The organism is Roseibium salinum (assembly GCF_026240905.1).
In the GTDB taxonomy this organism is placed as follows: Bacteria; Pseudomonadota; Alphaproteobacteria; order Rhizobiales; family Stappiaceae; genus Roseibium; species Roseibium salinum.
This window is the reverse complement of the sequence record NZ_JAPEVI010000003.1, coordinates 3,550,364-3,571,447: the sequence shown is the minus strand read 5'-3', so window position 1 is coordinate 3,571,447 and position 21,084 is coordinate 3,550,364. Positions and strand designations below refer to the sequence as shown.

Below are 21,084 nucleotides of genomic sequence, written 5' to 3'. Positions count from 1 at the left end.
TCCTCCCAATCTATGGGGGCAGTCTGGCAAACGGGCAATCACTGGTCAATACAGGTCGCGGCTGCCCGGGAGGTATAAAAATTCAACAATCAATTGAGACGTTTAACGCGTCGCGATAGCCGGACCTTGCTTTTTGCAGTGCACGCGCAGATAAGGAGGCCAACCTGCAACTTCGACTGCCGCCCTGACAGCCGATGGTCCCGGGATTGTACGGTACATGAATTTTCGCGCCATAGCGTTGCCGATCGGTCGGTTGCTGCTGCTGATTTCGCTCCTGATGATCATCCCGGCGATGGCGGATGTTTTCGCGTCAAATCCGGACTGGCAGGTCTTCCTCACATCCGCGCTGGTTCTCGGCACCACGGGCGTCCTGATGACCCTGGCGTTCCGGGGCGAACGCCCGCCCGGCAATTTCCGCGAGGCGCTCATCTTCGTGAATGCCGCCTGGTTCGCCTTTTCCTTCGCCGGCGCGATCCCCTTCTATTTCAGCGGCCTCGGCATCAGTTTCACCGACGCGTTTTTTGAAACCGCTTCAGGCGTGACCACGACCGGGTCCACCATTCTCACCGGCCTCGATGTCCTGCCGCCCGGCATCCTCCTGTGGCGCAGCCTCCTGCAGTGGATCGGCGGGATCGGGGTTATCGCCATCGGCATCTGGCTGTTGCCGGGCCTGCGTGTCGGCGGAAGCCAGCTCTTCGCGCTGGAGTCGTCTGAGAAAACCAACAAGCCTTACGGTCATGTTGGTCCGTTCGTTTACCGGCTGCTGGCGATTTACGGCGGGCTGACGGTGTCCTGCGTCCTGCTCTACCTGATGTGCGGCATGAGCTTCTTCAACGCCGTGAACCATGCCATGACCACGGTCTCGACCGGCGGGTTTTCGACATCCGACCAGTCATTCGGGCAGTTTCCGGGTCTTGCCGCCTATTGGGTGGCCATTTTCTTCATGCTGGCCTCGGCCGTGCCGTTTCTCTATCTGATCAGGAGCATCGAGCACAGGCGCTTCGGCGAGGACATCCAGATTATCCTGCTGCTGGGCATCGTGGCCGCCGCTGCCTTTACTGTCTTTCTGCTCCAACGGTTCATGGTGGAAGACGCGCCGTTCCAGACCTTCACCTTCGCGGCCTTCAATGTCGTCTCGGTCATTACGACAACCGGCTATGCGGCCAACGACTACCTTCAATTCGGCACCGCCGTCATCGCGATCTTTTTCGTGCTGACATTCTTCGGCGGCTGCAGCGGATCGACCTCGGGCGGTTTCAAGATGTTCCGGGTCGCGATCTTGACCAGCTACATCAGGGCCCTCCTCCGCAGAATTGTCCGTCCGCACCGCGTCATCGACGCCCGGTACCAGGGACATGCCGTCAGCAACACCGTTCTGGAAGGCATTCTCGTGTTCGCGGTGCTCTACACCGGCGCGTTCGCGGCCTTTTCCGTAGTCTATATGATGCTGGGCATGGATCTGGAAACCGCCTTGAGCGCCTCGATCACCGCCCTGGCAAATGTCGGCCCCGGCATCGGCGAGACGATCGGCCCCTCGGGAACATTCCAGTCGCTTTCCGACACCGCGAAATGGTTTCTGGCCAGCGAGATGATCCTCGGCCGGCTCGAGATCCTCGCCGGAATCCTGCTGCTGAGCCCGGATTTCTGGCTGGAATAAACGGAAACCACCGCCGGCGTGGCCGTCCGGCGGTGGCTCCAAATCAGGCAATCGCGCCGCTTTCACGGACTACGGGGGGTATGATTGCCTGAAGCCGGCCTATGGATGAACGGTTGAAGACTCTCCGGATCCAACAGGCTGCGCTGGTTGAATCCTTGCGGCGCGGCTCACGAAAAACTCTGCTGCCCAATCCCGGCTGCTGAAAGGCTTCTCTTGGGAAAGATCGCGGCAATGTTGTGACCGGCGGCCGGGCGCAGCCACAAGCGGGTCAGATTTACGTCACTTTGCAGCGTATCCGGCAGGTCACGCGTAGTCGCGTGCGCCAAAGATCGCCGATCCGACACGCACATGGGTCGCCCCGAAGCCGATGGCGATCCCGTAGTCGGACGACATGCCCATGGAAAGACCGCTCAGGCCATTGCGCCTGGCGATTTTTTCAAGAAGCGCGAAATGCGCGCCCGGCGCTTCGTCGATCGGCGGAATGCACATCAGGCCGACGATGTTGAGCCCGACCTCGCCGCGGCAGTCTTCGACGAAGGCGTCGACGTCCCCCGGGGCGATGCCGGCCTTTTGCGGCTCCTCCCCGGTATTCACCTGGATGAAGCAGGCAAGATCCCTGCCCTGTTTGTCCATCTCCGCCTTGAGCGCCCGGGCGATCTTCGGCCTGTCGACCGTGTGAATGACGTCGAAGGTCGCCACCGCTTCCTTTGCCTTGTTTGACTGCAGCGGCCCGATCAGGTGCAACTCGATGCCGTCATAGTCCTCCCTGAGCCCCGGCCATTTGCCCATGGCCTCCTGGACCTTGTTTTCCCCGAAGATCCGGTGACCCGCGTTCAGGACCGGGCGGATATCCGCGGCCTCGAATGTTTTCGACACGGCGATCAGCGAAACGGAACCGTCCGCCCGACCATATTCGGCCTCGGCACTGCGGATATCGGCCTTAACCTCGGACAGACGGTCGGCAGCGGACATGAGTTGCTCCAGTTTTGTTCGGAAAAGATCTTCCGTGACGGTTGTCGAACTCTTAGCAGATTACCGAAAAGCACTTCAAACCCGTTCTCCTCAATCCGATTGTCCCCGGAGCGAGGGTGGGGAAGCGGGCCCGGTTTGCCGGCCGCCCGCGACCCAAGAGCTTTACGAATGCGGCAATGCGAAATAAACAGACATCTGCAAGACCAACAACTTTTCGCATGTTGACCGCGGAGCTGATTTCTGGTGACAGTCCGCCAGTCAATCATACAGGAATTCCGCCGGTCCCGGCGGTAGCAACAGACGGCACATTTGATGGCAACGGAACGGTACAATGCGCGCGAAGTGGAAGCGCGCTGGCAGAAGATCTGGAACGACAAGGACGTCTTCGTCACCCATAACGACGACCCTCGCGACAAATATTATGTCCTCGAGATGTTCCCCTATCCGTCCGGCCGCATTCACATGGGCCATGTGCGCAACTATGCGATGGGTGACGTCGTCGCCCGCTACAAGCGCGCCAGGGGCTTCAATGTCCTGCACCCCATGGGCTGGGACGCATTCGGCATGCCGGCGGAGAATGCCGCCATGCAGAACAAGGTCCATCCCAAGGACTGGACCTATGAAAACATCGCCACCATGCGCGACCAGCTCAAGATCATGGGACTTTCCCTGGACTGGAGCCGCGAATTCGCGACCTGCGACGTCAGCTACTACACCCAGCAGCAGCGCCTGTTTCTGAAATTCCTCGACGCCGGCCTCGTCTATCGCAAGAACGCCAAGGTGAACTGGGATCCGGTCGACATGACCGTTCTGGCCAATGAACAGGTGATCGACGGCCGCGGCTGGCGCTCCGGCGCCTTGGTGGAACAGCGCGAACTGACCCAGTGGTTCTTCAGGATCTCCGATTATTCGGAAGATCTCCTGGAGGCGATCGATACGCTGGACCGTTGGCCGGACAAGGTGCGGCTTATGCAGAAGAACTGGATCGGCCGGTCCGAAGGCTTGCGCGTCCGCTTTGAATTCACCCAGCCGGCTCCCAACGGCGACAAGACGCTCGAGATCTTCACCACCCGTCCGGACACCCTGTACGGCGCGTCCTTCATGGGCCTGTCCCCGGACCATCCGATTTCAGCCCGGGTCGCCGAGACCAATCCGGAAATCAAAGCCTTCATCGAAGAATGCCGGCGGATCGGAACTTCCGAAGAAGCTATTGAAAAAGCTGAGAAAAAGGGCTTGGACACCGGCCTGCGCGTCAAGCATCCGCTCGACGATTCGATCGAACTGCCGGTTTATGTCGCCAACTTCATCCTGATGGATTACGGCACCGGTGCGATCTTCGCCTGCCCGGCGCACGACCAGCGCGACCTGGATTTCGCCCGCAAGTACGGACTGCCGGTCAAACCCGTCGTGCTGCCGAAGGACGCCGATCCGGCGAGCTTCGACGTGGATGATGAAGCCTTTACCGATGACGGCGTCATCTTCAATTCCGATTTCCTAGACGGACTTTCCATTGCCGACGCCAAGGAAGCCGTCGCCCGGAAGCTGGAAGGCGTAAAGGTGGACGGTGCACCCCAGGCCGAGCGCCAGGTAAACTACCGCCTGCGCGACTGGGGCATTTCCCGTCAGCGCTATTGGGGTTGTCCGATCCCGGTCGTTCATTGCGACGACTGCGGCGTCGTTCCGGAAAGGGACGAAAACCTGCCGGTCCAGCTGCCGGACGACATCAATTTCGACAAGCCGGGCAACCCGCTCGACCGTCACCCGACCTGGCGCGACACCTCCTGCCCGAATTGCGGCAAGGCGGCAAGGCGCGAAACGGATACCATGGACACGTTCGTGGATTCCTCATGGTATTTCGCCCGCTTCACCGCGCCTGACTGCGACCAGCCGACCGACCCGGAGGCGGCGAACGGCTGGTTGCCGGTCGACCAGTATATCGGCGGCATCGAGCACGCGATCCTGCACCTGCTCTATTCGCGCTTCTTCACACGGGCGATGCAGAAGGTCGGGGCGCTGGATCTGAAGGAACCCTTCAAGGGCCTCTTCACCCAGGGCATGGTGACCCACGAGACCTATCGTCTGGGTGAAGGCGGCAACGGCCGCTGGATCGCCCCGGCCGATATCCGCATCGAGGACGTCGACGGCAAACGCCGCGCCACCCTCATCGACACCGGCGAGGAGGTCGCGATCGGCTCGATTGAAAAAATGTCGAAGTCGAAAAAGAACACCGTCGACCCGACCGACATCATCGACACCTACGGCGCCGACACGGCACGCTGGTTCATGCTGTCCGACAGCCCGCCCGAGCGCGACGTCATCTGGACCGAAGACGGCGTCCAGGGCGCCTGGCGCTTCGTTCAGCGCGTCTGGCGCCTGATCAGCGACATTGCCGAAAAGACCGAACCGCGCAGCCGCTCCGCACCGAATGTCGAAGGGAAGGCCCTCGATCTGCGGCGCGCAAGCCACAAGACGCTGGCCGCCGCTTCGGCCGATCTCGACAGTCTCGGCTTCAACCGGGCGGTCGCGCGCCTCTACGAGCTGGTCAACATGCTCAGCAAGGTCTGCAATGAGGGCGTGGAAGATGCCGGCACCGAATACGCGGTCCGGGAAGCGGCGGACTATCTGGTCCAGATGATGGCGCCGATGATGCCGCATCTTGCCGAGGAATGCTGGTCGGTTCTCGGCCACGACAACCTGATTTCCGATGCCAAGTGGCCCGAAGCCGACGAAGCTTTGCTGAGCGAGGACACGGTTACCTATCCCGTTCAGATCAACGGCAAGAAGCGCGGCGAACTGACGATTGCAAAAGAGGCTTCCAAAGAGGAGGTCGAAGCAGCTACCTTGGCGCTGGATGTCGTTCAAAAAGCGCTGGCCGGGAACCCGCCGAAAAAGCTCATCGTGGTGCCGCAAAGGATCGTGAATGTCGTTGCTTGACAACCTCCTCGAAAACAAGGGCGCGCTGCGGCGGGCCGCCTTTTGCGCAGCCATTGCGGTGGGCCTGACCTTGAGCGGCTGCCAGGTGCGCCCGCTCTACGGCACAAGCACCGGCGAACTCGGCTCGACGCCGTCGTCGGTCGCCGGCGAACTTGCCGCAATCGATGTGGACGAGATTTCGGCCAGGTTTGCAAACGACGAAGGCGCCCGGGTTCTCTACAACGAACTCATCTATCACTTCGAACGCGGCGCCGCGGTACCGCCCAAGAAATACAGTCTCAAGGTGCTGATGGATGTCAATAACGCGGAAGTCGGTGTCGAGCGGTTTGCAGACGTTCCCTCCGCCTACACGACCACGATGAACTCCACCTTCATCCTGAGCGACATGGAGACCGAAGAAACGCTGATGACCGGCCGGACATTCAAGTCCGCCTCCTATGACTTCTCGAACCAGCGTTTTGCCAATCAGCGCGCCTACCGGGACGCGCAGGAACGGGTGGCCAAGGCCGTCGCCGATGACATCGCCTCGCGTGTCGCCGGCTATTTCGCCAGCAAGTCCTAAGGGTCGGGAGCCCCTCTGCCGTGACCGTCCTGAAAGCAGGCGACATTGACCGCTACGTCGCCAACCCTCCGGCGGAAGGCGGCGTTGTCCTGATTTTCGGCCCCGATACGGGCCTGGTTTCGGAGCGGGCCGCAAGGCTGGTGGCAAAAGCCTCCGAAGGCCAGGACGATCCTTTCAATCTCATCAAGATCGACGCTTCCGACATCAGCTCGGATCCGAATCGATTGATCGACGAAGTGCTGACCGTGCCGCTTTTCGGCGGGCGGCGGGTCGTCTGGGTGAAAGACGCGTCGGCCAAGAACCTCAATCCGGCTGTCGAGCCGGTGCTCAAGCTGGACGACTGGCAAACGCTGGTGGTGCTGGAAGCCGGTGACATCAAGAAGGGTGTCGGCCTCAGAAAACTGATCGAAGCTCACAAACGCGCCGTCGCCCTGCCATGTTACGCCGACAGCGACCGCGGCATTGACCAGCTGATCGACGAGGAAACGCGAGAAGCCGGCCTTTCGATCAGCCGCGAGGCCAGGGCTGCCCTTCACAGCCTGCTTGGCGGCGACCGCATGGCGAGCCGCGGAGAGCTCAAGAAGCTCTGCCTCTATGCACTCGGCAAGGGCCGCATCGACAGCGAGGATGTCGAGGCGATTATCGGCGATGCCTCCGCTTTCGAAACCTCCCAGCTGATAGATGCCGCCGCATCCGGCGATCTCGCCACGCTGGATCACGGGCTGGAACGGTTGTCGGAAGCCGGATCGAAAGCCTCCGTGATCGCCAACCAGGCCCTCAAGCATTTCCAGCATTTGCATCGGATGCGAATCGATATCGACAAGGGCAGGAACGCCCAGCAGGTGGTCGATAACCAGCGCCCGCCGATCTTCTTCAGCCGGAAGCCGAAATTCGCGCAGCAGCTACGCATCTGGTCCCTGAATGATCTGGAGCGGGCCATGGGCATTCTGAGCGAAGCCACGAAGATATCGCGCCTGAATGACGCGCTCGGCGTCCCGGTGCTCTCCGAAGCCCTGCTGAAACTCGGCCGCGCCGCCCGGGCGCGCAACCAGCGGCGATAGCGGACGTTACCAAGCAGGCCGTTCCGCTGCCGTTATTGTCGATCACGGCAAGGATGAAAAACGGCAAGGGCCGAGACCTGTCCCCGGTCCCGGCCCTGCAAACACTTCCGGATGATCTATCAGCGTGTCTCGACGCCCAGCTTCCGGCAGATTTCGTCGAGCTGCTCCAGCGACGTGTATTTGATCTTCAGATCGCCGGATTCCTTGCCCGGCTTATGACCGACGATGACCTTGAGCCCCAACGAGTCGGACAGACGCTTTTCCAGCGCCTTCGTATCGGCATCCTTTTGCGGCTTCTCACTCTGCGTCTTCGCGCCCTTCAGCCGTGCCAGGGCTTCCGGATCCTGGGAAATCTTTTCAGCATCACGAACCGTCAGTCCTCTTTCGACGATCAGCTCGGCAAGCGCCGCAGGATCGTCGACAGTGATCAGCGCCCGCGCATGACCGGCCGTCAACAGGCCTTCCGCCAGATAATCCTTCACCGAATTGGGCAGCTTGAGGAGCCGCATGGTATTGGCGACGTGGCTGCGGCTCTTGCCGATGACCTTCGCCAGCTCGCCCTGGCTGTAGCTGAACTCCGCCGTCAGCTGCTCATAGCCCATGGCCTCTTCGATCGGATTGAGGTCGGCACGCTGAACGTTTTCGATGATGGCAAGTTCGAGCGCTTCCTGATCGGTGACCTCGCGGATGATGATCGGCGCTTCGTGCAGGCCGGCCTTCTGCGCCGCGCGCCAGCGCCGTTCGCCTGCGATGATCTCGAAGCGGTTCTCCTTGCCCGCTGCCGGACGCACCAGGATCGGCTGGACGATGCCCTTGGACTTGAGCGACTCGGCCAGGTCCATCAGATCCTTTTCCGTGAAGGTCTTTCGCGGGTTACGCGGGTTCGGCTCAAGATGCTCGATCGGAACCCTGCGCGAGTCGCGAATGAACTTTTCCGGCGGCGGCGCAGTCTCCTGGGCGGAATCCCCGATCAAAGCGGCCAGACCTCTGCCCAATCGTTTGTTCTTGACGTCTCTTTCCGCCATTACCGCACCTATTTCTTCTTATATTTCAATGGATTAACCCATAGAACCCGTCGTCTGAGCGCCGCCTGACGAAAGGTTTTCGGTTCGGAACCGAACCTCTCAGGCGGCCACGCGGCGCAACTCGCGTTCCCTCTGGATGATTTCAGAGGCGAGGCGGAGATAGGCCTGACTGCCGGCGCATTTCAGATCGTAGAGCAGCGCCGGCTTGCCATAGGACGGCGCTTCGGAAATGCGCACGTTTCTGGGTATCACCGTCTCGTAGACCGCATCGCCCATGGTCTCGCGCACATCGGCGACCACCTGGCTCGAGAGATTGTTGCGGCTGTCATACATGGTCAGAACAATGCCGTGGATGGTGAGCTCCGAGTTCAGCGCGTTTTTCACTTGCTCCACCGTGCTCAGCAGCTGGCTCAGACCTTCGAGCGCGAAAAATTCACACTGCAACGGCACCAGAATGGAATGGGATGCCGAAAGGGCGTTGATTGTCAGCAGGTTAAGGGACGGCGGGCAGTCGACAAGAACGTAGGTAAATCCGATTTCCTGAAACAGGCGCGACCTGGTGAGGCCCTCGACAGCATTTCGCAGCCGGAACGCCCGGTCGCTGGTCGAGGCGATCTCCAGCTCGAGACCCAGCAGGTCCATGGTCGACGGCGCCACCCACAGGCGCTGCACGGCGGTTTCCCGCACGGCTTCGGCCAGTGAGCAGTCGCCGCTGAGGACCTCGTAGGTCGACACGCCGCGATCCCGGTGCTCGATTCCGAGGCCGGTCGATGCGTTGCCCTGCGGATCGAGATCGATCACCAGAACCTTTTCCCCGATCGCCGCCAGGGCCGTTCCGAGGTTGATAGCCGTGGTGGTCTTGCCCACCCCACCCTTTTGGTTAGCAAGCGCGAGAACGCGCGGTGATTCGGGAAGCATGCTCATTGCCACCACACCTTCCTGAGCTAATGGGGCCGGGCTGAAATGTTTGAAAATATTAGCATCCGGCTCACGGGATCGACGAGACTTATCTTTTCTACCAGATCGAAGTGCCAACGGGCAGATACTTCATCGACTTCCCGCTGAAAATCCTGTCCTTTGTGGAAAACAGCCTTTGCCCCTTGCGCGGTAAACGGCTCCGCAAGGCGGAAAAGAAGATCCAGGGATGCCAGAGCGCGCGCGGATACTGCATCGACCGGGCCGTGGGGCCAGTCTTTCGCAACCGATTCGATTCGGCCCGCATGGACGGTACCCCGAGATCCGGTTTCCCTGAGAGCGGTGCGCAGGAAAGCCGCCTTGCGCTGGTTGCTTTCAATCATATGGACATGCCCGTCGGGATCGTCCGCCAACAGAATGGCGGTCACCACGCCGGGAAATCCCCCGCCGCTGCCGATATCGACCCACGTCCTCGCCTCCGGATAACTCCACTGGGTCTGAAGGCTGTCGGCCACGTGACGTGTCCAGATATCCGGTATCGTCGAGGGAGAGATGAGGTTTTGTGCCGGCTGCCACTTGAGGACGAGGTCTACGAAGACCTGCAGACGCTCCAGAGTTTCACGTGAAACATCCCCATACTTATGCACAACCTGTCCAGAACTGTTCAACACAACAGGGGCGCTCATCAGGCCGCCCCACGCTGGCTGTTGCGCTTGAGATGGGACAGGATCAGCGTCAGAGCAGCTGGCGTCATGCCATCCATACGGGAGGCCTGGCCGAGCGTCGCCGGCCGGATATCCGTGAGTTTCTGGCGGATTTCGTTGGAAAGCCCGATGATCGCCTCGTAACTGAAGCTGTCCGGAATGGCCAGGGCTTCGTCGCGCTTCAGCGCTTCGATATCCGCCATCTGCCGATCGAGATAGACCGCATAGAGCGCGTCGGTCGCCACCTGCTCGGCAATCGCTGCATCGATGCCGCCAAGCTCCGGCCAGATCGCCGTCAGGCCTTCATAGGTGACGTTCGGATAGGAAAGCAGATCAAAGGCCGACCTGCGGATGCCGTCCTGGTTGACCGGCAGACCCTTCTTCTGGGCCTCGGACGGCGTCACCGTCAGCCGTGTCAGCAGATCCCTCGCCTCGGAGATCTTCCGCAACTTGGCTTCGAACGCCTTGTGCCGGGTTTCCGACACGCAGCCGGCCAGGATCCCCAGCGGCGTGAGACGCTGATCCGCGTTGTCCGCCCGCAGCGACAGACGGTACTCGGCGCGCGAGGTGAACATCCGGTAGGGCTCGCTGATGCCCCGCGTGATCAGATCATCGATCATCACGCCGATATAGCCCTGCGAGCGGTCCACCACGAAAGGTGCCTTGTCCGCGGCGCGCAGCGCAGCGTTGAGACCGGCAACCAGCCCCTGCGCACCAGCTTCTTCATAGCCGGTCGTGCCGTTGATCTGGCCCGCCAGATAAAGACCCGGGCAGCGTTTGGCTTCCAGCGTCGGCCGCAGCTCCCGCGGGTCCACATGATCGTATTCGATCGCATAGCCCGGCTGCAGGACCTTAACATCCTCCAGACCCGGAATGGTCCTCAGGAAAGCCACTTGGGCGTCCTCGGGCAAGGAGGTCGAGATGCCGTTCGGATAGACCGTGTGATCGTCCAGGCCTTCCGGCTCCAGAAAAATCTGATGCCCGTCCCGGTCGCCAAAGCGGACGATCTTGTCCTCGATGGACGGACAATAGCGCGGGCCGCGCCCCTTGATCTCGCCGGAATACATGGCCGACCGGGAGAGATTGTCCCGGATGATCCTGTGCGTTTCCGGCGTGGTGCGGGTGATATGGCACGGCACCTGCGGCGTGGCGATCCTGTCCGTGAGCGTCGAGAACGGGATCGGATCCTCGTCACCGGGCTGCACTTCCAGCCGGTCCCAGTGGATCGTCCGGCCGTCGAGGCGCGCCGGCGTCCCGGTTTTCAGGCGTCCAAGCTGAAAGCCGATTTCCTCCAGGGACTCCGACAGCCCCATTGCCGGCGCCTCGCCAGACCGGCCCGCCGGGATCTGCCTGTCGCCGATATGGATAAGACCGCGCAGAAACGTGCCGCTGGTCAGAACGATGGCCTTGCACGAAATGGTTCGGCCGTCCGCCAGGTCCAGACCGGAAATCATCCGGTCGCTGCCTTCGGCAAACCGGATGCGGTGCGCCTCGCCTTCCACCACGGTCAGGTTTTCCGCGGCCGCGATCTCCCTCTGCATCGCTTCCCGGTAGAGCTTTCGGTCGGTCTGGGCGCGCGGGCCACGAACCGCCGGTCCCTTGCGCCGGTTGAGCATCCGGAACTGGATACCGGCCTGGTCGGCGACACGGCCCATCAGACCATCCAGGGCATCGATCTCGCGAACCAGATGACCCTTGCCCAGTCCGCCGATGGCCGGATTGCACGACATCACCCCGATCGTATCGAAGCGGTGCGTCACCAGCGCGGTGCGTCCGCCGGCACGCGCGGAGGCCGCGGCCGCCTCACAGCCGGCATGGCCACCGCCAATCACCACAACGTCAAATGTCAGTTCGTGTTCGCTCATATTCTCACCGCTCACAGGTACAGGGCGAAGCCTCATGCACCCGGCACCATCCGGATCGATTTTCGGGATCGGCCTCCGGCGCCCTGGCGCCAGATTATCACAAGGCCGATATCACGGCACTTGGTTGGCGCAACTTATAAGGGGTGGCGCGCGTGAGGTCAAAGCGGAATTCCTTGCGCAGCGCTCGCCCGCATGAGCTCGCCGGGATCGATGCGTTCGCACCAAAAGAACGTCATGTCCAACGAATAACAGGGACAAACATGACTGTCCGAGCCGACGTTGATCCGCCACGGAGAAGGATGGTTTCGGCGCCGGTGCTTCTTCAAAACGGATTCACGTGAAACATGTTCCGGTTATGAATCGATCCTTTGAACTGCTCAATGATTCACGTGAAACAGGTCACTTGCCGATACAGAAATCCCGGAAGATGACATCCAAAAGATCCTCCACATCAATCCGCCCGGTAATCCGGCCAAGCGCATCGGCGGCCCGTCTCAGATCTTCCGCCCGCAACTCCGCGGGAAGATCGGCAGCTTCGACCGCCGACTTCAATCCGGCGAGACACGCATTCAGATAATGCCGGTGCCGCTCCCGTGTTGCCAGCGGGGCTTCGCTGAGCGAAATCGTTTCCTCTGCAAAACGGGTTAAACGGGAAAAGAGGTCCGCCATTCCTTCCGGACTTTTGATCGAACAAGGGATTTGCTGGATCATTCCGGAAGAGTCTTGTTCCGGAAGAGTCTCAAGATCTGCCTTTGTGCGGACCGTCCAGACCGGAACGTTGTCGCGCAGGTCCTCCGGTAAACCGGAAGATGGATCGTCCTTGCCCACGCCGCCCGGCTCGACCGCCCACAGGATCAGATCCGCCTGCCGGCCCATGGCCTCCGCCCGCCGGATCCCTTCCCGCTCGACGATACCGTCCGTCTGTCGCAGCCCTGCCGTATCGACCAGCGTGACGGGATAGCCACCGAGATCGAGATGAACCTCGATCACATCCCGCGTCGTTCCGGCTTCTTCGGTGACGATGGCAACGTCCCGCCCGGCGATCGCGTTGAGGAGGCTCGACTTGCCGGCGTTGGGCGCCCCCATCAGCACCACCTGCAGTCCGCTGCGCAGGCGTTCGCCGCTTCTGGACTTTTCCAGATGATCGGCGATCTCCGCGTAGACCCTGGCCGCCTGCGCCCAGACCTCATCCGCCACGCTGCCGGGCACGTCCTCTTCATCAGCGAAATCGAAATCGGCTTCGATCATCGCCCGCATATGGATGAGCCGCTTGCGCCAGTCCTCGTAAAGCTGCCCGAGCGCACCGTCCATCTGGCGCATCGCCTGGCGGCGCTGGCTCTCGGTTTCCGCGGCGATGAGGTCGGCGAGGCCCTCGACCTCCGTCAGGTCCATGCGCCCATGATCGAAGGCCCTGCGGGTGAATTCGCCGGCATCCGCCGGTCGGCAGCCCGCGACGGATCCGAGTACCCCGAGCAGGCTGCTCACCACGGCCCGTCCGCCATGACACTGGAATTCGGCCACATCCTCTCCGGTAAAGCTTGCCGGTCCTTCGAAGAAGAGCACCAGCGCTTCGTCCAGGATATCCCTGGTCTCGGGATGACGCAGCCTGGCAAGCAGCGCCTTGCGCGGCTCCGGCACCCGCCCGCACAAACCCTCCACGATCTCTCTCGTCCTGCTGCCCGACAGCCGGATCACCGCAACACCCGAAGGCACGGCCCCGCTTGAAAGTGCATAGATCGTGTCAGCCATTTGTTTCCTTCCGAAGGGCCGGCGCAGCGCCCCCATGAGCCAGATCTGGTTCGCCTCTTTATCAATAACCATTGAGGACGGGAAGACGGGTCAGACGCGAGGTGATATTCCGTGGGCAGATCGATAGACGCTCAAGCCGGCCGGATCTGTTTCACGTGAATCATTTTCCTGGAAAGCGCTGTCGGTCGGACGCTCGAGCGGGTCGGACTGACGGCGTACTTTTGGCACCGGAAGAGGCCAGACGGCAACCGGTCCAGACCGCTTCCCCCGATGTTGAGAAATGACTTTACTTCCGCACCGCAAGGCTCTGTCCCGGCGTGACAATTCCGGCGCTTCGGAACGGATCCGATTCAAACGGACGGTTCCCCTGGCCCGAGACCGCTCCGCCGGTCGACCTCAGTGTTTCACGTGAATCGCAGTCGATCCGAACCGAGGCGTCCCGCTTCACCGATCCGACAACCGCCAGTCGTCCTTCGTCAGGCGATAGAGCACATGAAGCGCCATCGCGTGGTCTGCCGGAAGGGCCGGGTGAAGAAAGTCGCCCTTAAGATCCCTGCTCATGCAGAGACGCTTCATCACCGCTTGGGAGGGCGTGTTGTCGGGGAGCGTGAAGGCGACGATTTCGTCGAGATCCAAGGTTTCATATCCGAATCGAAGCCACGCCCGGGAAGCCTCGCTCGCATAGCTTTTGCCCCAGGCAGATCGTTTGAGCCGCCAACCGATCTCGACGCAAGGATCGAAGGGCAAAGGCCCGCCATAGGTGGGAACACTCAAGCCGACAAAACCGAGAAATTCGCCGGTGTCTTTCACTTCAACCGGACTGAAACAAAAACCGTCCGCGTCGGCCTTTTCCCGGCACCTGGAAATCAGAAAGGCTGATCGGTCCCGGGACAGAGTCTCGGGAAAATAACGCATGACCTCCGGATCGGCACACATTTCGGCAAGGGGGTCGAGATCCTCGTTCCGCCACGGCCTCAGTAGCAGCCGTTCGGTTTCCAGAAGAATGTCCATGCTCATGAAATCGGATCCGAATCAAAGGAAGGGATTCACCTGAAACAAGGTTTAACAAAACGTTAAAGGCGCGAACCCTTTCGGGCCGCGCCTTCTGATAACGTCCCGATCCCGCTGGGATCAAGTGTTCATGCTGTCGAAGAATTCGTCGTTGGACTTGGTCTGCTTCAGCTTGTCGAGCAGGAACTCGATCGCATCAACGGTCCCCATCGGGTTGAGGATACGGCGCAGCACGAATGTCTTCTTGAGACGCTCGGGCGACACCAGCAGCTCTTCCTTGCGGGTACCGGACCTCTGAATGTCGATCGCCGGATAGACGCGCTTGTCGGAGATCTTCCGGTCGAGGATGATTTCGGAGTTACCCGTTCCCTTGAACTCTTCGAAGATGACTTCGTCCATGCGGCTGCCGGTATCGATCAGCGCCGTTGCGATGATGGTCAGCGAGCCCCCTTCTTCGATGTTACGGGCCGCACCGAAGAAGCGCTTGGGACGCTGCAGCGCGTTGGCGTCGACACCACCGGTCAGGACCTTGCCCGAGGATGGCACGACGGTGTTGTACGCACGGCCGAGGCGCGTGATGGAGTCCAGCAGGATGACGACATCGCGGCCGTGCTCGGTCAGGCGCTTGGCTTTCTCGATCACCATTTCGGCCACCTGGACGTGGCGGGCCGCTGGTTCGTCGAATGTGGAAGACACCACTTCGCCGTCCACGGTCCGCTGCATGTCGGTCACTTCTTCCGGACGCTCGTCGATCAGAAGAACGATCAGGTAGCACTCGGGATGATTGGCGGTGATGGATCTTGCGATGTTCTGCAGGAAGACCGTCTTACCGGTCCGCGGCGGCGCGGTGATCAGTGCGCGCTGGCCTTTGCCGAGTGGCGCCACCAGGTCGATGACCCGGGCGGACAGATCCTTGATGGTCGGATCTTCGATTTCCATCCGGAAACGTTCATCCGGATAAAGCGGCGTGAGGTTGTCGAAGTGAACCTTGTGCCGCGCCTTGTCCGGATCTTCGAAATTGATGGTGTTGACCTTGAGAAGCGCGAAATACCGCTCACCTTCTTTCGGGCTGCGTATCTGGCCTTCTACCGTGTCCCCTGTCCGCAATGAAAAGCGGCGGATCTGCGAGGGCGAGACGTAAATATCGTCCGGGCCCGGCAGGTAGTTGGCATCCGGAGATCGCAGGAAGCCGAAGCCGTCCTGCAGAACTTCGACGACACCTTCGCCGATAATGTCCACATCCTGAGCAGCAAGATTTTTCAGGATGGCGAACATCAGCTCCTGTTTGCGCATGGTGCTCGCGTTTTCGACTTCGAGTTCCTCTGCGGTCTGCAGCAGCTCGGTCGGCGTTCTTAGTTTCAGGTCTTTGAGTTTCATTTCCCGCATCGAGTTGGGGTCTTTGATCTTGTTATGGATATTGGTTTGGAAGGTCGCTCTGGGCCGTCTCGCAATGGGAGGCCAGAAGCTATCTGAGAGACTTTTGGACGTGTCCAGATTGTTCGGCGTTTGCTGAGTGACTTGATACAACCACAGCGCCGTTTTGGAAGTGGCCGGAAGATACGTTGTTTTCCGGTAAAGCGCAAGCCCCGGATTTCTGCGGATTTATCGCGGGTTTTCGGGCCGTTCGACACCCGAAAAACCGGCAGCCGCATCGCCGCGGCCACCGAGGCCGGCACGGAAGCGGACCGACCTAGAACGGCTTGCCGATCACCAGAATCACGATCACGATCATCAGAACCGTCGGAACCTCGTTGAGGATCCGGTAGAACCGGGCCGGCCTGGTGTTCTCGTCCTTGGCGAATGTCTTCACGCACCGCGAAAAGTAGCCATGAACGCCCGACAGGATGAACACCAGCGTGAACTTGGCGTGGAACCATCCGTCCCGCCAGGCCTCCAGTTCGTAGGCCATCCACAAGCCGAAGATCCAGGCGGCGATCATCGCTGGATTGATAATGGCCTTGAGCAGCCTTCGTTCCATCACCTTGAAGGTTTCCGACTGGACGGACCCCGCTTCCGCCTCCGCGTGATAGACGAAAAGCCGCGGCAGATAGAGCATGCCGGCCATCCAGGCGATGATCGAAATCACGTGGAAGGACTTGATCCAGAGAAACAGATCCATTCGCTTAGCCCCGCCTTACCTGTTCAACCATGCGCGCCACGTTGTCCGGATCCGCATCCGGAGTAACGCCGTGGCCGAGATTGAAGATCAGGGGTCCCTTGTCGAATGTGCGAAGGATATGCTCGACACCCTCCTCCAGCGCCTTGCCGCCGGCAACCAGCCGCATCGGGTCGAGATTGCCCTGGATCGGAACCTTTTTCTGGATTTCGAGAGCAAGATGATCCGGTGCCGTCCAGTCGAGCCCGGCCGCATCGATACCCGTGCCCTCGATATAGGCGCTCATCCTGGCCGAAGATGCTTTCGGGAAACCGATGATCTTGGCATCCGGCCGTTCCGCCTTGACGCCTGCCACGATCTTCCGGGTCGGCTCGATGCTCCAGCGCTGGAAACCTGCATCGTCCAGGACACCGGCCCAGGTGTCGAAAATCTGGACAGCGTCCGCGCCTGCATCCAGCTGGCGGATCAGATAGCGGATCGAAGCCGTGACGAGCTGATCGATGAACCGCTGCATGAGATCCGGATCACGATAGGCCCCAACGCGGGCGGCCACCTGGTCCTGCGTCGTGTGTCCGGCCACGGAGTAGCACGCAACGGTCCAGGGCGCGCCGCAGAAGCCCAGCAGCGTCGTTTCCCTGGGCAGCTCCGCCCGCAACCGCGAAACCGTCTCTATGACCGGTTTGAGATGATCCTCGGCCCTGTTCTGTTCCAGCCGATCGAGAATGCTGGAGGAAAGCGGTTCGAGGACCGGACCACGCCCTTCTTCAAAACGAACCGGATAGCCGATGGCGTCGGGAACCACGAAGATGTCGGAGAAAAGGATGCTTGCATCAAAACCGTACCGGCGGATCGGCTGGAGTGTGGCCTCGGTTGCAAGATCGGGGGAATAGCAGAATTCGAGGAAACTCGACGCCTTGGCTCTGACTTCCCGGTATTCAGGCAGGTAACGTCCGGCCTGGCGCATCATCCAGACGGGAGGCGGCCAGAGCTTTTCTCCTGAGAGAACCCGCATCACGGCCCTGTCTTGAGACTTCATGAGGTAGCGCCTTTCCCATCTTCCCAATCTAAAAAAGATTCTTATTTTGAATCTGTTTTTTTTATTAGAGCGTGGATTACCGGGATCATTTTCTATCCACAATCCGTCCGCTCTAATTTCTCGCTGGGAAAAACTCCGCCGGTTGCGTGGCAGAATCTTTCCCTAGGGAGTCGATAACAGGAATAGATACGATTTTACAATCACTTGTTCGCTTGTTTACCTTTCGTTAAGAAATTTGGCGTTGGTGGACAATCTGTCGATATGTCACAGCGCTCCTGTGAATTCACACCAATGCACAACCATTTCGGGATCGGTTTGCGCGCGTTTAGGTTTTGTTAACAAATGATGCGGAGCGGGGACAAACTTCATGCTAGGCAGGGGCCAGGCGGAAAGACTCCCAATTCATCAACAGCCCTGGGGATGACAGCGTGAATAAGTCGAGACACTATTTCCATCTGCACCTTGTGTCCGACTCCACCGGTGAAACGCTGATGACCGTGGCGCGCGCGGCAACGGTTCAATACGAGAATGTCCAGGAAATCGAGCACGTCTATCCGCTCGTGCGCTCCCACAAGCAGCTCGACCGGGTGATCACCGAAATCGAAAAAGCCCCCGGGATCGTGCTTTACACCCTTGTCGACGATGATATCGCCAGGCGGCTCGAGCAGAAGTGCCGGGAACTCGGCGTGCCTTTCGTGAACATCCTGGATCCGGTGTTTGCCGTCTTTCAGTCCTATCTGAACGTAACCCAAACCCACCGGATCGGCGGACAGCACGAGCTGGATGCCGAGTATTTCCGCCGGATGGAGGCGCTGAACTTCACGATGCTGCACGATGACGGCCAGGAATGGGACGATCTGGAATCGGCCGATATCGTGCTGATCGGCATATCCAGAACCTCCAAGACGCCGACATGCATCTATCTCGCCAACCGGGGCATCAAGGCGGCCAACGTGCCACTGGTGCCGGGCATTTCGCTGCCCCCTCACGTGGCCAGGCTGAAAAAGCCGATGATCGTCGGACTGATCGCCTCCGTCGAGCGCATCCAGCAGATCCGCCGCAACCGCGTCTTGTCGCTGAACCGGGACGGCTATGCCGACACCTACATTGACCGTAAGGAAATCTCTCAGGAGATCAACATGACCAGGCGTCTTTGTACGGAACATGACTGGCCGCTGATTGACGTCACCCGCAGATCGGTGGAGGAAACGGCCGCTGAAATCATGACGCTGTTCAAGGAACACAAATCCCTGCAGGAACGCAGCTCCGGAAGCTGATTCCGCGCAAACTGGAGGTTTTCATGGCACTGGTACTGGCAAGCGGCAGCAGGATCCGCGCTGAACTCCTGAAGAACGCCGGACTTGGCATCGAGGTCGATCCGTCGGATATCGACGAGCGCGCGGTCGAGGCTCCGCTTCTTGCCGCCGACATGCCGCCGGACGATCTGGCCGGCATTCTCGCCGAAGCCAAGGCAAACGACGTCAGCAGCCGCCGTCCCGGCGACCTGGTGATCGGCGCGGACCAGATCCTGGCTCTGGACGGCGAGCGGAAGACAAAACCCGAGGATATGGAGGCCGCCCGCCGGCAGCTGCTCGCGTTCTCCGGCAAGACCCACGAGCTTCATTCCGCCGTGGTGATTTCCCAGGACGGCGAGGCCATATGGCGGCACGTTTCCACCGCCAGCCTGACGATGCGCCGTCTCACGCCGGAATTCATCGGGCATTACCTGGCGTCGGCCGGCAACCCGGTGCTTTCAAGCGTCGGTGCCTATCAGCTGGAAGGCCTCGGCATACAGCTCTTCGAGCGCATCGAAGGCGACTATTTCACCATTCTCGGTCTGCCGATGCTGCCTCTCCTGAACCAATTGCGCACCCTTGGAGTGATTGAAACATGAGTGAAAACCGGAAAGCGGCGATCACCGGACATCCGGTCATCCATTCCAGGTCTCCGCTCGTCCATGGTTACTGGCTGAAGAAGCACGGGATCGACGGCGAATACGGCCGTCTCGATGTTCCGCCAGGTGAGGCCGAAACGTTCTACCGCAACTTCTCCGCATCCGGCCTGATCGGCGCGAATATCACCGTGCCGCACAAGGAGACGGCTGCTGCTGCCTGCGACTGGCTCGACGATGCGGCCAAGACCATGGGCGCAGCCAACACGATATGGCTCGACGAGGACGGCAGACTTTGCGGCGCGAACACGGACTGGCTCGGGTTCCTGGGCAATCTCGACCAGCTGGCGCCCGGTTGGGACGTGGAGCCGGGCACCGCTGTGGTGCTGGGCGCCGGCGGTGCGGCCCGCGCTGTCGTCTTTGCGCTTCTGTCACGAAACTTCAAGGCTGTGCATATCGTCAATAGGACGATCGAAAAGGCGCAGAAAATTGCCGGCGAGTTTGGCTCCAAAACGATTGCTCACGGCTGGGATAAGCTGGGGGAACTGCTTGGAAAGGCGGATCTTCTGGTGAACACCACGTCGCTCGGCATGACCGGAAAACAGCCACTCGAAATCGACCTGTCGCCCCTGCCCGGAACCGCGCTCGTCACCGACGCGGTCTATGCGCCTTTGGAAACCGATCTGCTCAAGCAAGCCGCGGCACGAGGCAACCCGACGGTCGACGGTCTCGGCATGCTGCTCCACCAGGCCGTTCCAGCTTTCGAGCGCTGGTTTTCCGTGCGCCCGCAAGTGGACGATGAGCTTCGCGGTCTCATCGTCAAGGATCTCGGAGGCGGATCGTGATCCGTATCGGCCTGACCGGTTCGATCGGCATGGGCAAATCAACCACCGCAAGAATGTTCGCGGCCGAGGGCGTTCCTGTTCACGACGCGGACGCGGCCGTTCACGCGCTTTATGGCGGACGGGCCGCCCCCTGATAGAGGCCGCCTTTCCCGGAACCGTTGTCGGCGGCAAGGTCGACCGGGCGCGGCTTTCCCTCCATGTGCTGAACAAGCCGGAAGCCATGAGGCGGCTGGAGCAGATCGTGCATCCGCTGGTGCGCGAGGAAGAGGAAGCCTTCCTTGAGCGGGCGAGAGCCGCCGGGAGGCGCATGGTCATGATGGATATCCCGCTTCTGTTCGAAACGGGCGGCGACCGGCGGATGGATGTCTCGGTCGTGGTGACGGCCGATGCCGACATTCAACGCCAGCGGGTGCTGGCCCGCCCGGAAATGACCGCGGAACGGTTTCAGGCGATTTTGGCAAAGCAGATGCCGGACGCCGAAAAGCGGCGGCGCGCCCACTTTCTGGTCGATACCGGCCTTGGAATGGAATCCGCGCAGCGCAGCGTGCGCGCGATCCTGAAAGCGCTCGCCTCCGCGGCCTGATTTACGCCTGATCTTGCGTGGAAAACCCACGCGTCGTCTTGAAGATTTCCGCAAGGCCTGCACAGTGGCTTCAGGACTTTGAAAACGATCAGCCGATTGAGCGTTCGCTGATCCGGACCGGCCTGCAGCCAGGCTGGTTCACCCTTGTGCGGAAAGCC

General features: G+C 60.7%; 17 protein-coding genes and 1 pseudogene. 8 read left to right on the top strand and 10 right to left on the bottom strand.

Going from position 1 to position 21,084, the window contains the following annotated elements; genetic code table 11:
* The first annotated feature begins 217 nt into the window (after window positions 1–217).
* Window positions 218–1,657, top strand: a complete 1,440-nt coding sequence (locus tag ON753_RS21065) for a TrkH family potassium uptake protein (protein WP_265965150.1) — start codon at window positions 218–220, stop codon at window positions 1,655–1,657.
* Between the two features lie 303 nt (window positions 1,658–1,960).
* On the opposite strand, the gene ON753_RS21060 is transcribed toward ON753_RS21065, so the two are convergent.
* A complete protein-coding gene (locus tag ON753_RS21060; RefSeq protein ID WP_265965148.1) occupies window positions 1,961–2,629 on the bottom strand; it encodes a YggS family pyridoxal phosphate-dependent enzyme in 669 nt (222 codons plus the stop codon).
* Between the two features lie 312 nt (window positions 2,630–2,941).
* On the opposite strand from ON753_RS21060, the gene leuS reads away from it, so the two are divergent.
* The 3 genes from leuS to holA are packed head-to-tail and all read left to right on the top strand — an operon-like array spanning window position 2,942 to window position 7,186.
* On the top strand, window positions 2,942–5,563 hold the full coding sequence (gene leuS / locus ON753_RS21055; protein ID WP_265965146.1) for a leucine--tRNA ligase: 2,622 nt from the start codon (window positions 2,942–2,944) through the stop codon (window positions 5,561–5,563).
* Window positions 5,550–6,125 (top strand): hypothetical protein, encoded by a 576-nt coding sequence (locus tag ON753_RS21050; protein ID WP_265965144.1) that lies wholly within the window; start codon window positions 5,550–5,552, stop codon window positions 6,123–6,125. Before leuS ends, ON753_RS21050 begins: the two co-directional genes overlap by 14 nt.
* Before the next feature lie 20 nt (window positions 6,126–6,145).
* The gene (gene holA / locus ON753_RS21045; protein ID WP_265965142.1) at window positions 6,146–7,186 is read left to right on the top strand and encodes a DNA polymerase III subunit delta; all 1,041 of its coding nucleotides are present in this window, start codon (window positions 6,146–6,148) and stop codon (window positions 7,184–7,186) included.
* Between the two features lie 119 nt (window positions 7,187–7,305).
* Here holA and ON753_RS21040 read toward each other — a convergent pair whose 3' ends face one another.
* The 9 genes from ON753_RS21040 to hemE all read right to left on the bottom strand — a co-directional run bounded on the left by ON753_RS21040 (window position 7,306) and on the right by hemE (window position 17,607).
* Entirely contained in the window at window positions 7,306–8,211 is a 906-nt protein-coding gene (locus ON753_RS21040) for a ParB/RepB/Spo0J family partition protein (protein ID WP_265965140.1), read from the bottom strand.
* 99 nt (window positions 8,212–8,310) lie between these two features.
* Window positions 8,311–9,135 (bottom strand): ParA family protein, encoded by an 825-nt coding sequence (locus ON753_RS21035; RefSeq protein ID WP_265965138.1) that lies wholly within the window; start codon window positions 9,133–9,135, stop codon window positions 8,311–8,313.
* A 20-nt stretch (window positions 9,136–9,155) separates the two neighbouring features.
* Complete coding sequence (rsmG, locus tag ON753_RS21030; protein ID WP_265965136.1) at window positions 9,156–9,812, bottom strand: 16S rRNA (guanine(527)-N(7))-methyltransferase RsmG; 657 nt, start codon at window positions 9,810–9,812, stop codon at window positions 9,156–9,158.
* Window positions 9,812–11,695 carry a tRNA uridine-5-carboxymethylaminomethyl(34) synthesis enzyme MnmG gene (gene mnmG / locus ON753_RS21025; RefSeq protein ID WP_265965134.1) on the bottom strand — a complete coding sequence of 628 codons (1,884 nt, stop codon included), beginning with the start codon at window positions 11,693–11,695 and terminating at the stop codon, window positions 9,812–9,814. Before mnmG ends, rsmG begins: the two co-directional genes overlap by 1 nt.
* A 399-nt stretch (window positions 11,696–12,094) precedes the next feature.
* Entirely contained in the window at window positions 12,095–13,444 is a 1,350-nt protein-coding gene (gene mnmE / locus ON753_RS21020; protein ID WP_265965132.1) for a tRNA uridine-5-carboxymethylaminomethyl(34) synthesis GTPase MnmE, read from the bottom strand.
* A gap of 444 nt (window positions 13,445–13,888) precedes the next feature.
* Complete coding sequence (locus ON753_RS21015; protein ID WP_265965130.1) at window positions 13,889–14,461, bottom strand: GNAT family N-acetyltransferase; 573 nt, start codon at window positions 14,459–14,461, stop codon at window positions 13,889–13,891.
* 114 nt (window positions 14,462–14,575) lie between these two features.
* Window positions 14,576–15,841, bottom strand: a complete 1,266-nt coding sequence (gene rho, locus ON753_RS21010) for a transcription termination factor Rho (RefSeq protein ID WP_265965129.1) — start codon at window positions 15,839–15,841, stop codon at window positions 14,576–14,578.
* Between the two features lie 304 nt (window positions 15,842–16,145).
* Complete coding sequence (hemJ, locus tag ON753_RS21005) at window positions 16,146–16,574, bottom strand: protoporphyrinogen oxidase HemJ (RefSeq protein ID WP_265965127.1); 429 nt, start codon at window positions 16,572–16,574, stop codon at window positions 16,146–16,148.
* 4 nt (window positions 16,575–16,578) lie between these two features.
* Window positions 16,579–17,607: a uroporphyrinogen decarboxylase gene (gene hemE, locus ON753_RS21000; RefSeq protein ID WP_265965125.1), complete on the bottom strand. Its 1,029-nt coding sequence runs from the start codon at window positions 17,605–17,607 to the stop codon at window positions 16,579–16,581.
* A gap of 491 nt (window positions 17,608–18,098) precedes the next feature.
* On the opposite strand from hemE, the gene ON753_RS20995 reads away from it, so the two are divergent.
* The 4 genes and pseudogenes from ON753_RS20995 to coaE all read left to right on the top strand — a co-directional run bounded on the left by ON753_RS20995 (window position 18,099) and on the right by coaE (window position 20,926).
* Window positions 18,099–18,884 carry a pyruvate, water dikinase regulatory protein gene (locus ON753_RS20995; protein ID WP_377047390.1) on the top strand — a complete coding sequence of 262 codons (786 nt, stop codon included), beginning with the start codon at window positions 18,099–18,101 and terminating at the stop codon, window positions 18,882–18,884.
* A 23-nt stretch (window positions 18,885–18,907) separates the two neighbouring features.
* Window positions 18,908–19,501, top strand: coding sequence for a Maf-like protein (locus tag ON753_RS20990; protein ID WP_265965121.1), 594 nt, complete (start codon window positions 18,908–18,910; stop codon window positions 19,499–19,501).
* A complete protein-coding gene (locus ON753_RS20985; protein ID WP_265965118.1) occupies window positions 19,498–20,343 on the top strand; it encodes a shikimate dehydrogenase in 846 nt (281 codons plus the stop codon). The genes ON753_RS20990 and ON753_RS20985 overlap by 4 nt, the downstream gene beginning before the upstream one ends.
* A pseudogene (gene coaE / locus ON753_RS20980) lies at window positions 20,340–20,926 on the top strand (dephospho-CoA kinase). The gene ON753_RS20985 and the pseudogene coaE overlap by 4 nt, the downstream one beginning before the upstream one ends.
* The last annotated feature ends 158 nt before the right edge of the window (window positions 20,927–21,084 follow it).